This window comes from Myxococcus sp. CA051A, from assembly GCF_013336705.1.
GTDB lineage: Bacteria > Myxococcota > Myxococcia > Myxococcales > Myxococcaceae > Myxococcus > Myxococcus llanfairpwllgwyngyllgogerychwyrndrobwllllantysiliogogogochensis.
The window spans coordinates 654,556-670,531 of record NZ_JABUMS010000003.1 but is presented as its reverse complement, the minus strand read 5'-3'; the positions used below and the strand labels follow the sequence as shown (position 1 = coordinate 670,531).

15 protein-coding genes are annotated in these 15,976 nt (G+C 70.2%); 9 read left to right on the top strand and 6 right to left on the bottom strand.

What is annotated here, in order from left to right; all coding sequences use genetic code 11:
• Positions 1 to 126: 126 nt before the first annotated feature.
• Together HUA74_RS12735 and HUA74_RS12730 are read right to left on the bottom strand one after the other, a co-directional pair.
• Positions 127 to 393 carry a phosphopantetheine-binding protein gene (locus HUA74_RS12735; protein WP_141642707.1) on the bottom strand — a complete coding sequence of 89 codons (267 nt, stop codon included), beginning with the start codon at positions 391 to 393 and terminating at the stop codon, positions 127 to 129.
• A gap of 30 nt (positions 394 to 423) precedes the next feature.
• The gene (locus tag HUA74_RS12730) at positions 424 to 2,109 is read right to left on the bottom strand and encodes an AMP-binding protein (protein ID WP_174454754.1); all 1,686 of its coding nucleotides are present in this window, start codon (positions 2,107 to 2,109) and stop codon (positions 424 to 426) included.
• A gap of 174 nt (positions 2,110 to 2,283) precedes the next feature.
• On the opposite strand from HUA74_RS12730, the gene HUA74_RS12725 reads away from it, so the two are divergent.
• From HUA74_RS12725 to HUA74_RS12690, 8 genes are read left to right on the top strand one after another with little or no spacing between them, the layout of a single operon-like run.
• Positions 2,284 to 3,093 (top strand): 1-deoxy-D-xylulose-5-phosphate synthase N-terminal domain-containing protein, encoded by an 810-nt coding sequence (locus HUA74_RS12725; protein WP_174454753.1) that lies wholly within the window; start codon positions 2,284 to 2,286, stop codon positions 3,091 to 3,093.
• Positions 3,090 to 4,130 carry a transketolase family protein gene (locus HUA74_RS12720; RefSeq protein WP_174454752.1) on the top strand — a complete coding sequence of 347 codons (1,041 nt, stop codon included), beginning with the start codon at positions 3,090 to 3,092 and terminating at the stop codon, positions 4,128 to 4,130. The genes HUA74_RS12725 and HUA74_RS12720 overlap by 4 nt, the downstream gene beginning before the upstream one ends.
• Positions 4,127 to 4,978: a RimK family alpha-L-glutamate ligase gene (locus HUA74_RS12715; protein WP_254614608.1), complete on the top strand. Its 852-nt coding sequence runs from the start codon at positions 4,127 to 4,129 to the stop codon at positions 4,976 to 4,978. Before HUA74_RS12720 ends, HUA74_RS12715 begins: the two co-directional genes overlap by 4 nt.
• On the top strand, positions 4,975 to 6,015 hold the full coding sequence (gene argC, locus HUA74_RS12710) for an N-acetyl-gamma-glutamyl-phosphate reductase (protein ID WP_174454751.1): 1,041 nt from the start codon (positions 4,975 to 4,977) through the stop codon (positions 6,013 to 6,015). Before HUA74_RS12715 ends, argC begins: the two co-directional genes overlap by 4 nt.
• Positions 6,016 to 6,032: 17 nt before the next feature.
• Positions 6,033 to 7,031 carry a sulfotransferase gene (locus HUA74_RS12705; protein WP_174454750.1) on the top strand — a complete coding sequence of 333 codons (999 nt, stop codon included), beginning with the start codon at positions 6,033 to 6,035 and terminating at the stop codon, positions 7,029 to 7,031.
• Positions 7,009 to 7,788, top strand: a complete 780-nt coding sequence (locus HUA74_RS12700; RefSeq protein ID WP_141642713.1) for an SDR family oxidoreductase — start codon at positions 7,009 to 7,011, stop codon at positions 7,786 to 7,788. Before HUA74_RS12705 ends, HUA74_RS12700 begins: the two co-directional genes overlap by 23 nt.
• Positions 7,785 to 8,651: a [LysW]-aminoadipate kinase gene (locus HUA74_RS12695; protein WP_141642714.1), complete on the top strand. Its 867-nt coding sequence runs from the start codon at positions 7,785 to 7,787 to the stop codon at positions 8,649 to 8,651. Before HUA74_RS12700 ends, HUA74_RS12695 begins: the two co-directional genes overlap by 4 nt.
• A complete protein-coding gene (locus tag HUA74_RS12690; RefSeq protein WP_174454749.1) occupies positions 8,638 to 9,711 on the top strand; it encodes a M20/M25/M40 family metallo-hydrolase in 1,074 nt (357 codons plus the stop codon). The genes HUA74_RS12695 and HUA74_RS12690 overlap by 14 nt, the downstream gene beginning before the upstream one ends.
• A gap of 18 nt (positions 9,712 to 9,729) precedes the next feature.
• Here HUA74_RS12690 and HUA74_RS12685 read toward each other — a convergent pair whose 3' ends face one another.
• From HUA74_RS12685 to HUA74_RS12675, 3 genes are all read right to left on the bottom strand, one after another.
• Positions 9,730 to 10,968 carry an MFS transporter gene (locus tag HUA74_RS12685; protein WP_174454748.1) on the bottom strand — a complete coding sequence of 413 codons (1,239 nt, stop codon included), beginning with the start codon at positions 10,966 to 10,968 and terminating at the stop codon, positions 9,730 to 9,732.
• Positions 10,969 to 11,045: 77 nt separating this feature from the next.
• Positions 11,046 to 12,047 carry an NAD(P)H-dependent glycerol-3-phosphate dehydrogenase gene (locus tag HUA74_RS12680; RefSeq protein WP_141649486.1) on the bottom strand — a complete coding sequence of 334 codons (1,002 nt, stop codon included), beginning with the start codon at positions 12,045 to 12,047 and terminating at the stop codon, positions 11,046 to 11,048.
• 54 nt (positions 12,048 to 12,101) lie between these two features.
• Positions 12,102 to 13,040, bottom strand: a complete 939-nt coding sequence (locus HUA74_RS12675; protein ID WP_174454747.1) for a hypothetical protein — start codon at positions 13,038 to 13,040, stop codon at positions 12,102 to 12,104.
• 186 nt (positions 13,041 to 13,226) lie between these two features.
• On the opposite strand from HUA74_RS12675, the gene HUA74_RS12670 reads away from it, so the two are divergent.
• A complete protein-coding gene (locus HUA74_RS12670) occupies positions 13,227 to 13,802 on the top strand; it encodes a hypothetical protein (RefSeq protein WP_174454746.1) in 576 nt (191 codons plus the stop codon).
• A gap of 7 nt (positions 13,803 to 13,809) precedes the next feature.
• Here the strand turns inward: HUA74_RS12670 and HUA74_RS12665 are convergent, their stop codons facing one another.
• A complete protein-coding gene (locus HUA74_RS12665; RefSeq protein ID WP_174454745.1) occupies positions 13,810 to 15,804 on the bottom strand; it encodes a c-type cytochrome in 1,995 nt (664 codons plus the stop codon).
• Positions 15,805 to 15,976: the final 172 nt, after the last annotated feature.

The window sequence follows — 15,976 nt, the reverse complement described above, 5'->3', positions numbered from 1 at the left end:
TCTCGGAAGACACGAAGGCCCGCGTCGGTGAGACCGACACCTGGTGCTTCGTGAAGGCGTGAAGCTTGAGTCCCCGAACAGTCACTCGGAGACGATGGCGGGAGAAGGCCCGCCTCCTGGACGACTTCAGGCCGCGGGGAAGGTGCGGCCCTGCTCGCGCAGCTGCTCCTCGCAGACGGCGGCCACGTGCTCCAGCGTGTTGAACAGGTCCACCATGGAGAGCTGGATGCCCAGCTCCTCTTCGATTCGATTGGCCAGCATCGTCGCCATCAGCGAGTTGCCGCCAATCTCCAGGAAGTGGTCCTCCGGCTTCACGACTTCCGCCCCCAGCAGCTCCCGCCAATACCCGGCGAGCTGTCGCACCAACGGCGTGGTGCTCGACTCAGTGCTCACGTGTGCTCCTCATCATGGTCGGGGACATGCTCAGCCCACCTTCGCGGTGGGCCCCTTCAAACGCTCGCGCAGCAGGTACTTGCGAATCTTCCCCGACGGCGTCTTGGGCATCTCCTCGACGACCTCCAGCCTGTCGGGCCAGTACTGATTCGACATGCCCAGGCCCTTCAGGTGGGCGCGCAGCTCATCCAACGTCGGCGTCTCGTCGCGAGGCACCACCACAGCGCAGACGCGCTCACCGCCGATGCGGTCGTCCGAGTGACCGATGACGGCCACCTCCCGCACCTTCGGATGCGAGTACAGCGCGGACTCCACCTCCACCACGGGCACCTTCTGGCCATAGCGGAAGATGACGTCCTTGAGCCGCCCGACGATGCGGATACCCCCACGCCCGTCGTCCCGCGCCAGGTCTCCCGTGTCGAACCACCCCTCTTCGTCGACACACGCGCGGTAGATGTCCTCGCGCTTGAAGTAGCCCAGGCACTGGCTGGCTCCTCGGACGAGCAGTCGGCCGGTGCCCTCTGGATAGGGCGAGCCGTCTTCCGCCAGCGCGGGAACAATCTTCACCTCCATCCAGTCCACGGGCCTGCCGTCGCTGTTGGAAGGCCAGTCCGGCGGATCCTCCCGTCGCGTAATCGTCACCGCGCCGTTCTCCGTCATCCCCCACAGCGTGTGCAGCGGCACGCCGAAGCTCTCGCGCACCGCGGCGATGAGATGCGGAGGCACGGGGATGGAGCCGGTGGACAGCCGCCGCAACGACGAGGTGTCACCTCCCCGCTTCTTCTTCGCGGCGATGACATTCATCACGTACGTGGGAATCCCATACATGAACGTGACGCCGTGCTCCTCGATGCAGCGCAGCGTGAGCTCCGGGTCCCCCACGTCCATGTAGACAGCCGTCGCGCCCAGCAACACCGGCATCAGGTACAGGTAGGTAAATCCGCTGGAGGCGGTGAGCAACGAGGGCAGACACACCACGTCGTCAGCGCCCAGCGCCATGGTTTCGACCAGCGCGCGGGTGATGCCGAAGTTGGTGTTGTGCGAGTGGATGACGCCCTTGGGCTCGCCCGTCGTCCCCGACGTATAGAGGACGTTGCACACGTCGTCCGGGCGCGCCGAGCGCGCGTCCAGTTCCGCCTTCGACGTCGAGTCCTCCCAGTGCCGGGCGACGAAGTACGCGTCGAAGTCCAGCTCGCCCGCCTCCGATGCCTGCTCGCCCGCCCCGATGAAGACCCGGTGCTTGAGTGACGGCAGCGCGCGCGCCGCCTCGCGCAACATGTCCCGGTGCGAGTGCCCGCTCCAACTCAGGGGTCCTACGTAGACGGATGACTCCGTCCTGCCGAGGATGAACTCCACCTCGCGACGCCGGTAGTCCGGGGGAATGGGCGCGACGACGGCGCCGATGCGCGCGCACGCCAGCGCCAACGCGGTGAACTGCCACCAGTTGGGCAGCTGCACCGCCACCAGCTCGCCCCGACCCACGCCCAGCGACACGAGCGCGCCCGCGAAGCGCTCCACGTAGCGCCCCAGCTCCGCGTAGCTCAGCCGCGTGACGTCCTTGGCGAAGTAGCGGGCCGCGACGATGGCCGTCTTGTCCGGGTGCGTCCGCACAGCTCGACGCAAGTCGTCGAGCACCGTCTCGTCACGCCACCACCCCTTGCTCCGGTACAGCGCCGCCTGCTCCAACGAGGGGCCGCTTCCGAACCGTGCGTCCATATCCGCACCCTCCGTGCACCGTGAGACCGTCCTCGACCGCGTGGGACCATAGCGATTCGCGTGTAAAACCAGCAAGACAGCGAAAGCTCACATGTCTACACCCCAAGGTCGCATCACTCACATTGACGGGCGCGCTCCTGGTTTCCTAGCTTGGAATGAAAGGCGCAGAAATCCATGGTCCAGGTACCTCTCGAGGAGCGCGCCAGACGCATTCGCCGGACCATCCTCCGGCTCGCCGCCACGTCCGTCGGCTGCCACCTCGGTGGCTCGCTGTCGATGGTGGAGCTGTTGGTGGTGTTGCTGGGGCGGGTGATGAAGTTCCGTCCGCGAGAGCCCCGCTGGGAGGAGCGCGATTCGCTCATCCTGTCGAAGGGCCACGCAGCCGCGGGCCTCTACGCCGCGCTCGCCGAGTTCGGCTTCGTCGACACTGAAGAACTGGTGCAACGATACAACGCTGACGGAAGTCCCTTCACCGGACACGTGAATGCGGCGGTGCCGGGCGTTGAGTTTCCCACGGGAAGCCTGGGACATGGCGTGGGGCTGGGCGTGGGGCTGGCCCTGGGCTACCGGCTGCGGCAGCGTTCCAACCGTGTGTTCGTCGTGTGTGGAGACGGGGAGATGGGCGAGGGCTCCAACTGGGAGGCGATGCAAGTCGCCGCGCAGCACCGCTTGTCGCAACTCACGGTGCTGGTCGACCGCAACGGCGGACAGAACGATGGCCCCACGGAGGCCATCCTGTCCCAGGCCTCCCTGGTGGAGCGGCTGCGCGCCTTCGGAATGAGCACCGTCGAGGTGGACGGGCATGACCTGGAAGCGCTGGGGGCCGCGCTGGAGGAGCCTTGTGACGGGCCTCGCGCGATTGTCGCCAACACGCAGAAGGGCGCGGGTGTGCCCATGCTGCGCGGCAAGGGACCGCACTACGCGACGTTCAACGCCGAGCAGCTTCGCCGCGCGCTCGCCTCGCTGGGAGAGGTGACGCCATGACGAACTCCACGACGTCCAGCGGTGCGGATCTATTGACGTCGCCCCAGGACTGGCTGCGCGAGCAACCGTCCCTGGCCAACCGGCAGGTGTTCCGACACACCCTGGCGCGCCTGGCGGACGTGGAGCCGCGCGTCGTGTTGCTGGAGGCGGACCTCGCGGGTGGAGGAGACCCGTTCGCCGCGCGGCACCCGGGACGTTTCATCAACCTGGGCATCTGCGAGGCGGCGATGCTCGACATCGCGTGCGGCATGGCCGCCACCGGGCACATCGTCTTCGCCCACACCTTCGCGCCCTTCGGGGCGATGCGCGCGTGCGAGCAGGTGCGGCTGGGGCTCGCCTATGGGCGGGCGAACGTGAAGCTCGTCTGCGACTACGGCGGCCTGTCCGGCGCGTTCTTCGGGCCCACGCACCACGCCATCGAGGACCTGGCGATTCTTCGCGCCATGCCGGGCATGACGGTGGTGTCTCCGGCGGACGGGCTGGAGACGATTCAGGCGACGCGCGCCCTCTTGGAGATGGAGGGGCCGGTGTACCTGCGGCTCGGCCGCAACCGCGTCTCCCGGCTGGACGTGGCGCGGCCCGCGTTCGCGCTCGGGCGCGCCATGTGCCTGCGCGAAGGCGGTGACGTCGGCATCATCGCCCATGGTGAGGTCGGCGTGAGTGTGGCGCTGGAGGTGGCGACGCGACTGGAGGCGCAGGGGGTGTCCGCGCGCGTGGTGAACCTCCACACGCTCAAGCCCTTCGACGAAGAGGCGATTCTGGAGACGGCCGAGCGCACGCGGCTGCTCGTCACGGTGGAGGAGCACTCCATCCTCGGAGGACTGGGCGGCGCGGTGTGCGAGAGCGTGGCCACCCACGGCCTGGGCCGCCGCGTGGTCCGCGCGGGAATCCAGGACCGCTACGACTCCACGGCGGGCACGCACGAGGCCTTGCTGCAACGACATGGGCTGGAGAGCGCCGCCCTGGTCGACTCGATTCTCACCGCCCTGCCCCGCCCCCGGCTCACGGCGCTGGCACCCGCGGCCAGGAGGGGATGATGCGTCGCCACGAGGTCCACCTCGTCTACACACGGATGCGCACCGAGGAGCGGATGCTCGTCGACGCGCTTCGCGGACGCGGCTGCTCCGTGGAGACCCACGCGGACACGGACCTGGTGCTCCCGCTGAACCGCGAGCCGTGGAAGGACGGCGGCCCGGTGCTGATGCGCAGCATGTCCTTCACCCGCGCGCGCTACCTGTCCTCCATCCTGGAGGTGAAGGGGGCCCGCGTGTTCAACACCGCGCGCTCCATCGCCACGTGCGGCGACAAGGCGCTCACCACGCTTGCGCTGGCGGAGCACGACGTCCCCATGCCCTGGTCCTTCCTGGGCTTCGAGCAGGACGCCTGCGTCGCGGAGATGGAGCAGCGCGGCTATCCCTGCGTGACGAAGCCCGTGCAGGGCTCCTGGGGCCGCATGGTGGCGCGCGTGGACAACAAGCACGCGGCCGAGGGGATGATGTCCATGCGCTTCGAGATGGGCGGCGCCCAGGACCACGTCGCGCTCGTCCAGCAGTACATCGACAAGCCCGGCTACGACTTGCGCGTGTACGTCATCGGAGGCGCCGTCGGTGGCATGCGCCGCCGCTCCGAGCACTGGGTGACGAACACGGCCCGGGGCGCGGTGCCGGAGCGCTACGACGTCCCCGAGTCCCACGCGAAGCTCGCCGAGCGCGCGGCCAAGGCGGTGGGTGGGGAGATGGTCGCGGTGGACCTGCTGGAGACGCGAGACGGCGCGATTCTCGTGAATGAAATCAACCACTGCGTGGAGTTCGCCCGGAGCATCGAGTTCACCGGCATCCCCCTGCCGGAGCTGATGGCCGGCTACCTGGTGGAGGCCATGCGATGACGCGCGTCGCGGTGCTCGGAGCGGGAGGTTATGCCGGCGGCGAGGTGCTGCGACTGCTGCTCGCCCACCCGGCGGTGGAGGTGGTCCAGGCCACGTCCGAGCAGCACGCGGGCAAGCGGCTCGACTTCCCACATCCTCATCTGAGAGGACTGGCCACTCCGCGCTTCTCACCGCATGACGCGCTGGAGCCGTGCGACGTGCTCTTGTCCTGCATGCCCTCCGGCGAGCTGATTCGCCGCTGGCCGCAAGTGAGCGCGCGGGCCGGGCGCATCATCGACCTGAGCGCGGACTTCCGCCTGGAGTCCGCCGAGCACGCGCGCTGGTATCCCCGCGCGCCCCGCCCCCCGGACATGCCCGAGTTCGTCTACGGCCTGCCGGAGTGGACGGGCGCTCGACTCAAGGACGCCCGCTTCGTCGCGGTGCCCGGCTGCATGGCCCACGCGGCCCTGCTGGCCCTGCTGCCGCTGGTGCGCGCGGGGCTGGTGCGGCCCGAGGTCGTGGTCGACGCGAAGACGGGCTCCTCCGGCGGCGGCGCGACACCGGACCGCTCCTCGCATCATCCCGAGCGAGCCTCCGCCCTGCGCTGCTACCGCGCGGTGGGGCATCGACACACGGGCGAAATCGAGGGCGCCACCGAGCGCCTCGCCGGCGTGAGGCCCGTCGTCCACTTCAGCGCGACGGCGGTGCCCAGCGTGCGCGGCGTGCTCGCCACGGTGCATGCCTTCGCGGCGCGCAAGCTGGAGGACGCGTCCGAGCCGCTGCGAGCCCTGGCCTCCACCTACCGCGAGCACCCCTTCGTCCACGTGCTGCGCGCCAACGCGAGCGCGTCTCCCTTCCCGGAGCCCGCGCCCCTGGCCGGCACCAACCACTGCGACCTCGCGGTGGAGGTGGACGCGGAGCGCGGGCGCATCGTCGTGAATGCCGCGTTGGACAACCTGGTGAAGGGCGCGGCGGGCACGGCCGTGCACGCGCTGAATCTCATGCTGGGCAGACCTGAAACGGAGGGCCTCGGCTTCCGGGGCCTCCACCCCCTCTGACGCGAAAGGCTCCCCCCATGAGCGCCCTCACCGTCCTCTACATCACCGGTTGGTGCCGCAGCGGCAGCACCATCATCGGCAACGTGCTCAACGAGGTGGAGGGCTGCTTCCACACCGGTGAGCTCAGCTTCCTGTGGAAGAACGCCTTCGGGAACGGCTCCAACACCCTGTGCGGCTGCGGCACGCACCTGGTCCAGTGTCCGCTCTGGTCCAAGGTGCTGGAGCAGGGCGCCCTCCCTGGCGAATCCCCCGAGGCCCACGCCCTGCGCGTGGTGCGCAGGCAGCAGGACACCGTCCGCACCCGGCACACGTGGCGCGTGCTGCGCCAGGACACGCCTTCGACCGAGCTGTACGAGCACGCGCAGCTCCTCGCGAAGACCTACCGCACCATCGCCGATGCCACCGGCAGCCACGTCATCATCGACAGCGGCAAGTTCCCCTCGGAGGCGGCGCTGTTGCCGCACGTGAGCGGAATCTCGCCGTACTACCTCCATCTGGTACGGGACCCGCGCGCCGTCGCGCACTCGTGGACGAAGACGAAGCAGTACGTCGTCCCCATGTCCGCCGCGCGCAGCACCGCGTACTGGTTCGGCTTCAACGTGGCCTCGGAGCTCGTGACGCGGCGCCACCCGGAGCGCTCGCTGTTCCTGCGGTACGAGGACTTCATTGCCTCACCCGCCGCCACCATCGACTCGCTCTTGAAGCTCATCCAGGAGGACCGCGCCGTCAACCCGGTGAAGGGCCGCACAGTGGTGCTCGGGCGCAACCACACCGTCACCGGCAACCCGGACCGCTTCCTGAGCGGCTCCACGCTGCTGAGGCCCGGTGACGATGCGTGGCGCAAGGAGCTGGCGCCTCGGGTGAAGGCCCTGGTGTCCGCGCTCTCGTGGCCGCTGACGGGGCGGTATGGCTACAGGGGACCTCCGGCGCCCGCGCAGGTCGTTCCAGGGCCGGAGCCCGTCGTGAACGCTGGTGACGCAGGGAGGGAGACACTTGGAACTGGGACTCGCCAATAAGGTCGCGCTCATCGCCGGGGGTTCCAGTGGCTTGGGGCTCGCCGTGGCCGAGGAGCTGGTCAAGGAAGGCGCGCACGTCGCCATCGGCGCGCGCGACGCGGACCGGCTCGCTCGCGCAGAGCAGCACCTGCGCGGACTGGCTCGTGGCAACAGGGTCCTGGCCACGCGGGTGGACCTGCGTGAACACGGCGCCACGCGCGCCTGGGTGGAGGACGTGGCCGGCAAGCTGGGCGGTCCCCACATCGTGGTGACGAACAGCGCGGGCCCCCCGCCGGGCCCCGCCACGAAGTTCGACATCGTGGCGTACCAGGAGGCCATCGACACGGTGATGCTGCCGGCCATCAACCTGGCCCTGGCGGCGCTGCCGTACATGAAGGCCGCGCAGTGGGGACGGCTGCTGCTCATCACCTCGGAGACGGTGGTGCGGCCCGTCGCGCGCTTCGCCCTCTCCGGCACGGCGCGGCTGGGCATCGTCGGCTTCGCATCCGCGCTGGTGCAGGAGCTGGGCGACTGCGGCGTCACCGTCAACGTGCTCGCCCCCGGCTACACCCGCACGCCTCCGGTGGAGCGCACGGCGGGCACGGGCGGCGCGGACGTGGAGGCCAGCCTGCGGGCCATGGCGGCGCACATTCCGCTGAAGCGCGTGGGACTTCCGGAGGAGTTCGCGGCGGCGGCGGCGTTCCTCGCGAGCGAGCGCGCGTCGTTCATCACCGGCACGGTGCAGCTCGTCGACGGCGGCGCGAGCGTCATCGGATGAGCACCGCGTCCCAGGTCGATGAAGGCCGCGCGCCGCTGGTGGTGAAGATTGGCGGCGCCGCGGGCGTGGACCTGGACAACGTCTGCGCGGACGTAGCGGAGCTGCGGCGCCAGGGCGAGCGCGTCATCGTGGTGAATGGTGGCTCCGAGGCTGGCGATGCCCTGCTGGCCTCGCTGGGCATGGCGCGCACCGAGGCGCTGACGGCCTCCGGCAACGTGGTGCGACTGACGAACGAGGCCACGCTGCGCGTGCTGACGATGGCGTGGGTGGGCGACGTCAACAAGCGCGCGGTGCTCGCGCTGCTGGCCCGGGGTGTCTCGGCGCTCGGCCTGTGCGGCGCGGATGGACGGGTGCTCGTCGCCCGACGACGGCCTCCGCTGAAGCTCCAGGACGGGGAGCGCACCCGCATCGACCGGAGCCACCTCGCGGGGGAAATCAGCGAGGTGAATGCGCGGCTGCTGAACGTGCTGCTGGAGGCAGGGCAGACGCCCGTCGTGTGCCCTCCCGCGGTGACGGAGGACGGGACGCTGGTGAACGTGGACGCGGACCAGGTGGCCGCCGCCATCGCCGCGGTGATGGGGGCTCGGGCGCTGGTGATGCTCTCCAACGTGGCGGGCCTCCTGGAGGACCCGGCCAACGCATCGACGCTCATCCGCCAGAGTGACGACGTCGAGGGTGCCATGCGCTTCGCCAGGGGGCGCATGCGCTACAAGCTGGAGGCGGCTCGGCGCGCGCTCGCGGCGGGCGTATCCGCCGCCTATGTCACCGCCTCGGGCACCCCGCGCCCCGTGTTGTCCGCGCTGGCGGGCGAGGTCGGGACGAAGCTGACTTCTTCCGGGAAGGTGACCCATGCGAGCCCGTGAGGCGAGCCCGGAGCTGTTGCGGTGGATGCTGGAGCACTACAGCCCCAGCCACCATGAAGCGGACTTCTCTCGCGCGCTGGCCGGGCGACTGGAGCAGCGCGGTTGGAAGGCCCACGTGGACCCGGTGGGCAACACCGTGGCCAGCATGGGTGACGGAGACACGTGCATCGCGCTGCTGGGCCACATCGACACCGTGCCGGGCGAAGTCCCCGTGCGACTGGAAGGCATGCGCCTCTTCGGACGCGGGGCGGTGGACGCCAAGGGCGCGCTCGCGGCCTTCATCGAAGCCGTGGAGTTGCTCGACGACGCGGAGCGCGCTGGCAAGCGCTTCCTCCTGCTGGGCTGTGTCGAGGAGGAGGTGGCCATCACCCGGGGCGCGCTGCATGCCCGCGAGCACCACCGGCCGGACTTCGTCGTCAATGGCGAGCCCAGCGGCGCCCACGGCATCACCCTGGGCTACAAGGGCCTCTTGCGCCTGGAGCTCGAGTACCGCGCCAGCCGGCGTCACACCGCCAGCCGTGGCTACCGCGCGCCAGCGGAGTATCTCGTCGACGCGTGGAACGGGCTGCGTCGTCGCTGCGACGAGCGCAACAAGGGGTGCACCCTCTTCGAGCAGGACCTCCCCGCGCTGCTCTCCTTCCAGACGGGCACCGGTGAAGACACGGAGTGGGCCACCGCCCATGTCAACGTGCGCACGGGGCCGACCAGTGACGTGGACGCGCTGCTCGCCTGTCTCGCCGAGGTCCCCGATGTGGCGGTGAAGACGGTGTCGCGAAAGCAGGCCGTCTCCGCCGAGGGCAACGACGCCCTCACGCGCGCTTTCAAGCAGTCCATCCGCGAGCGCGGCGCACGTCCGACGCTTCGAGTGAAGACAGGGACGTCCGACTGGAACACGGTGGCGGACACGTGGAACGTGCCCACCGTCGCGTATGGCCCGGGTGACTCGTCGCTGGACCACACGCCGAACGAGCACATCGAGCTTCCGGAGTACGAGGAAGGCGTCGCGGTGCTGGCTCGCGTGCTGTCACTGCTCCCACTCAAGTCCGGTGGCGCGGGCTGAAGCACACGTCCCTGGACGTCACGTACTCGCGACATCCACGGTCCGAGGCCGCTGCAGGCGCAGCCCCACCATGGCCACGAGGAACAGCGCCGCGGAGCTGGCGGTGACGGCGCGCACGCCCACCCGGTCCGCGAGCGCCCCCTGGGCCCAGACACCCACGGAGTACCCGACGTTGATGAGCAGCATCGCGAGGCTGCTCACCCGCCCCTGCAGCTCCCTGGGCGTGCGCTCCTGATAGCGGGTGCTCAACCCCGTCATCACCACCAGGTACACCGCGCCCAGCACGAACATGGTCCCCATCGCCACGGGCAGCGTCGGGGACAGCCAGTAGAAGACCGTCACCGGCCCCATCACGAGCACGGCGAGGTCCACCACGCGCTCCCGGCCCCAACGGACCGCCAGCGCGCCCACCACGCCCGAGGCCAGCAGCGCCCCCATGCCCTGCATGGAGATGAGCGCGGAAGCGGCGGACGCATCCGAGCCGAACACCTGGAGCGCGAACACCGGCACCAGCGCGATAAAGGGCGAGATGAACAGCGCCAGGGCGAACAGCGACACCATCGCCATCCGGATGCCCGGCTCCCCTCGCGCCATGCGCGCGCCTTCGACGATGTCCGCCCACAGGCCCTTGGGCTCGATGGGCCTGACCACGGGCGGCTCCGCGTGCACCCGGGCCACCGCCAGCAGCACCGCCATGAAGGACAGCGTGTTGAGGAACATCACCCACGCGACACCACCGAAGGCCAGGAGCGCCGCGGCGAACACCGGCCCCAGGATGCGGCCCAGGTTGAACTGCGCCGACATCAGCGTCATCGCGCTGTGCAGGTCCTCCTTCGGCACCAGCCCTGTAATCAGCGCCGTGTAGGCCGGCCCCGACAGCACGTGCACGCAGCCGTTGAGCAGGGAAATGACGGCCACCGCATGCACGGTGAGGTGTCCGGTGAAGGCCAGCCCCGCCAGACAGGCCGCCAGCAGCGCCTGCGCCACGGCACACAGCGAGATGAAGACACGCCGGTCGAACCGGTCCGCCAGCGCGCCGCCCAGCGGGGACAACACGAGCGAGGGCAGGTACGTCAGCGCCGCCACTCCGCCCGTCCACTCCGCTCGGCCCGTCACCTCCGTGACGAAGACGCCCAGCGCGAGCACCTCCATCCACGTGCCGACATTGGAGACGAGCGCCCCCAACCACACGGCCACGAACTGCTTGTGACGCAAGGCACGGAAGGACGACAGGCTCGCCAGGTGCGGGGTGGACACGGGAGCCCGCTTCTAGCAGCCCCCCACCCCGCGCTGGAACACCGCCCCCGGCCCACACTCGCCAGGCAGCCCGCGCGTCAGACGAGCTCGGACTTGGGCTGGCGCGTCATCAGGTCCACCACCGCCATCTTCGCGTTCTTGTCCTCGTAGGCAATCAGGTAGACCTGCTGGCAGATGGGCAGCTCCACGCCCGTCTTGAGCGACAAGTCGCGAGCGCTGCGCGCCGTCTTCACGCCCTCGGCGACTTCCTTCATCTGCCCCAGGATGTCCGGCAGCTTGCGGCCCTTGCCCAGCTCCATGCCCACGTGACGGTTGCGGCTCAGCTCGCCCGTGCACGTCAGCACCAGGTCCCCCATGCCGGACAGGCCCGACAGCGTCAGCGGGTTTGCGCCCTTGCGCACCGCCAGCCGGGTGATTTCCGCCAGGCCGCGGGTGATGATGGCCGCTCGCGCGTTGTGGCCCATGCCCAGGCCGTCCGCCATGCCGGCGGCAATCGCGATGACATTCTTCAGCGCGCCGCCGTACTGCACGCCCACCACGTCCGTGGACGTGTAGCTGCGGAAGGTCTCCGTCTGGAGCGCCTTCTGACAGCGCACCGCGACCTTGTCCCAGTGGGACGCAATCGTCACCACCGTGGGCATGCGCCGCGCCAGCTCCTTGGCGAAGCTGGGGCCCGACAGCACGGCGATGTACGGATGGAACTCCTCCGGGAGGCAGTCCTCCAGCAGCTCCGTCATCGTCAGCAGCGTCTCGTTCTCGATGCCCTTGGACACGGTGATGATGGGCACGTTGCGCGGCAGGAAGGCCTTGGCGCGGGCCAGCACCTCGCGCGTGGCATGGCTCGGCGTGGCGAGCACCACCATCTCCGCGCCGGCGAGCGCCTCTTCCAAGTCCTGGGTGGCGCGCACGCGCTCGGAGATGGGGATGCCGGGAAGATAGGTGGGGTTCTCGTGCCGGGTGTTGATGGCCTCCACCACCGTCGGCTCGCGGCCCCAGAGGCGGACCTCCTCACAGTTCACCGCCAGCACGTTCGCCAGGGCGGTACCGAAGGAGCCGGAGCCGATGACACTGCCACGCATGAAGACCTCGCTCGAGGGGGTGGAAAGGGCACGTTGTCGTGCCAGTTGCCGGTGCTACAGACCGGTGACGATGCCAATGGAGACCACCGGCATGAAGGCGGCGTCCTCGGCACGGGTGCGGAAGTCGCCGCCCAGGGAGACAGAGTAGGACGTTTTCTCGCTCAGCGGCACTTCGGCGCCCACGCGCACGGGCCACGCGCTGGAGGCCACCAGGTCCGGTGGCAGGCCACCCAGCGGCGTGCGTTGGATGGGCTCCGTGTCCAGGGCCACCAGGTAGCGCACATCGATGAAGAGCCTGGACGCGCGAACACCCTGGCGCTGGAAGGAGCCGACGATGCCGGGCATCACGTTCCAGTTGCGCCGGCCGGTGAGGTAACGCGCGCCCCGGTCCTCCAGGCTCGCGGACCGGAGGAAGAACGCGTGACTGCCCTCCATCACCAGTCCCAGGCTCCAGCGCGCGCCTCCATCCAGCACCCGCCACCGCCAGCCCAGCCGCGCCTCGTTCATCATCCCGTAGAGGCTGTCGAGTCCCACCAGCACATCGACCTGGGGCAGCACGCCCACGGCGGCGCGAGCGGACAGCGTGGGGAAACCCAGCGAGAGGCCGACCGCCACCCCGCCTGTCCTGCCCACGGTGTGTGCACCGAGCAGGCTGACGCGGTTCGGCACGGGGGGAGGCCCCGGAGGCGGCGCGGGGGGGCGGGCCTCCGTGACTCCGGGGGTGCCGTCATCATCCAGGGGGATGAGGGGAGGCACTTCCGGCAGCCGGGGCAGCGATGCGGCGTCCGCGTCCGGGGGCACCGTCGTCCGGCCGGGGAAGTCGGTCCACGCGGCGTCGTCCGGGGTGTCGCTCCTCCGAGGGGCGTCCACCTGGGTGGGCGTGGTCCAGGACTCGTCGGGCGCGGGGTTGCGCGCCGCGGGGGCCGGCTGGGCCCGGGCGGACGTGCCCAGCACGAGGGCGAGCGGCACCAGGATGAGGCGGACGGAGGGCATGAAGACGGCTGGCAGCTTAGTCCACGGAGAGGGAAGGAGACGAGCCAGGGCCGGCTGTTCCCCCACCCTGCGTGCGCCCCGTCAGGTAGCGGGCAGGAGGCGATGGGAAACGTGTCACCGACGGCGGCGCACCGGACTACCATCCGCCGCGCGGCCAGCGGCGGGCGCCTGAGGAGAGACCACGGGATGAGGGCAGGAGGAGGGCGCGCGGCGCTGTTGGTGACACTGGCCCTGGGGCTTGGGTGTCGCTCCCGTCCGACGGAGACGGGGACGGACGCGGGTCCGGCGCGTGCGCCGGTCGCCAACGCGACGCTGCCCGCGTGCGAGGCGCTGTTGCCCACGGACGTGCGCGAGTCGATGCTGCCCGGCTTCACGATGAAGGAGGAGCGCGCGTGTCCCTCCTGCGGGCCGCTGTGCACCTTCCGCTCCGCGTCGGAGAAGGACGTCACGGTGTCGGTGACGTGGGACTGCCAGCCGCACTACGCACAGGTGGACACGCATGCCCTGCTGTTGCCGTCGCTGAACATGGGCGGCGAGGAGATTCCCGCGCTCGGCCGGGCCGCCGCGCGGCGTGCTCCCGCGCAGGGCATGTTGCAGGTGATGGCGTGGGACGACGACACGCCGTGCGCGCTCGTCGTCACGTGGCTCGGAGGAGACCCGGAGCAGGCGCTGGACGTGACGCGCCTCGCCCTCACCTCCACGCGACCGGAGACGGTCCACCCCGCCGTGGTGCCGACGGAGCCCGACGCGGGCACGCCGTGACTTCACGTCACAGCGTGCGCAGGTAGTCCACCAGGTCGTCGACCTCCGTCTCCGTGAGGCTCGCCGTGGTGCCGTGCTTGTTGGACTGGCTGTTCTGCATCAGCCGCCCCTTCAGCGACAGCGCGCTGCCGTCGTGCAGGTACGGCGCCGTGCGCGCGAGCCCCAACAGCGACGGCGTGTTCAGCCCCTTGGCGACCACGTTGCTGTCGTCCCGATTCGCGCCCGTGGTGATGAAGGTGCCCACGTCGGCCAGCGTGTTGTTCGTGAAGTGCGCACCCGCGTGACAGCTGTCACACGCCGCCTTCTTGAACACCTGCGCGCCGCGCGCCTGCGACTCGGTGAGCGCCACGCGCTTGTAGGGATTGTCCGGCGTGGGAATCACGTCGATGAACGCGGACAGCTGCGCCACCATCACCCCATCCAGCGCCGTGCCGCCCATGCGCCCACGCACCGTGGCGTCCAGGAAGTCCCTCATCGTGGGGAACTCGCCGCTCCAGTGGAACGGCCCCGTCTCCGTCACCTTCCGCCCCGCCAGGCTCGGCGTCTGGCGCGGCCCATCCGGGAAGCCCCACACGTGGCCGTCGTCACGACCGTCCAGATGGCATGACGCACAGGACGCCGCCACGCCCGCGCTCGTCATGCGCGAGTCCAGCGCGGAGTAGAACAGCTTGCGCCCCGCCACCTGCTGCGGCGACAGCACGTCTCCCACCACTCGCAGGGGCACCCCCTCCGCGCGCACGTTGGCCACGTTGCCGGAGGCGTCGTTCACCAGCGTCGTCACCGTGTGGTCGAACGCGTTGTAGACGTACGCCTTGCGCCCATCCCGCGTCAGCGCGATGCCGCTGGGCCCCGAGCCCACGCGCACCAACTGCCGCACCGTACTGCCCTTCACGTTCACCAGGTCCGCGCCCTCGCGACGATTCGTGGGGATGACAGCCACGTTGTCCGTCTCGCGGTTCACCACGAAGAGCCACAGGCCCGATGGGTCCACCACCGCCGCCACCGGCCCCTGGATGGGATGGCTCGACTCCGGGCTGACGATGGTGGACGGAGGGAAGTCAGGGTCCTCGCGCGGCGGAGGCCGGCACCGGTCCAGGTCATCCACCCGGGGCGTGCCGTCTTCCGTGTTGAACGTCACGATGCCCGGCGCCACCACGCCCGCCGTGTTGCAGGGCCCTCCGCCCCCATACAGCGACTCACCCCCCCCAGGGCTCGAGCCCGAACCGGTGAGCGGATCCTCGCGCGCCCACAGCGTCGGCGAGTAGGCGTGCTTGCCGTCCGGAGACACCACCACGTCCGACATCCCGCGAGGCCGGAAGGACACGCTCGTGGAGGGGAACGGAAACGGCTCGTCGTCGGCGAAGCTGTCCTCCGTGTTGGCCCGCGCGTACAGGTCCGTGCCCTCGCGCTGCATGCGCGGCTGGTGCGCGTCCGCCAGGTCCACCGTCACCAAATCGCTATGCCGGAAGAGGCTGACGAGCGCCCGTCGCCCATCGTCCACCAGGGCGATGCCGCGCGGCTCCTCGCCCACCGGCAGCTCCCAGCGGACCTCCAGCGAGCGCGTGTCCACCGCCATCAGCGTGCCGTACGTGGTGGAGTCCAGCGCGGTGCTGTTCACCACGTAGAGCGTGTCGCCCTTCGGAGACACCGCCAGCCCCATGGGCTCCACGCCCACCGCCACACGCGCCGCCTCGCGCCAGTCACCCCGGCGGATGACGGACACACTGCGCTCGGCCCGGTTGGAGACGTAGACGGTGTCGTCCGGCCCCACCACCACGCGCTCCGGGCCCGCCCCCACCTTCACCTCGCCCACCTTCTCCCCACGCGCGGTCTCCACCACCGCGAGCACCCCGGTGTCCGCGTCCACCACGTACAGGAAGGCATCATCCCGGCTGAGCGCCACCGAGCCCGACGCGTTGCTCCACCCGCCACCCGTCGACGAGTCCTCGCAAGCCATCAGCCCGAGCGCCGCCACCACACCGGCCAGAACGTGCCGTCTCATGAAGTGTCCTCCTCGCGGTTCCCGACGAGAATGCCGCCCACTGCTCTCATCGCTGGGAAATGCCGCGCCGTGTCGTGGAGGGGAAATGGCGCCCGGCCCTGGTCGCTCGCCGCCCCCACGAGCCGGCCATGCTTGCATCAGAAGGCCTCCGAAGTCGATTCCTTCCCCTCCC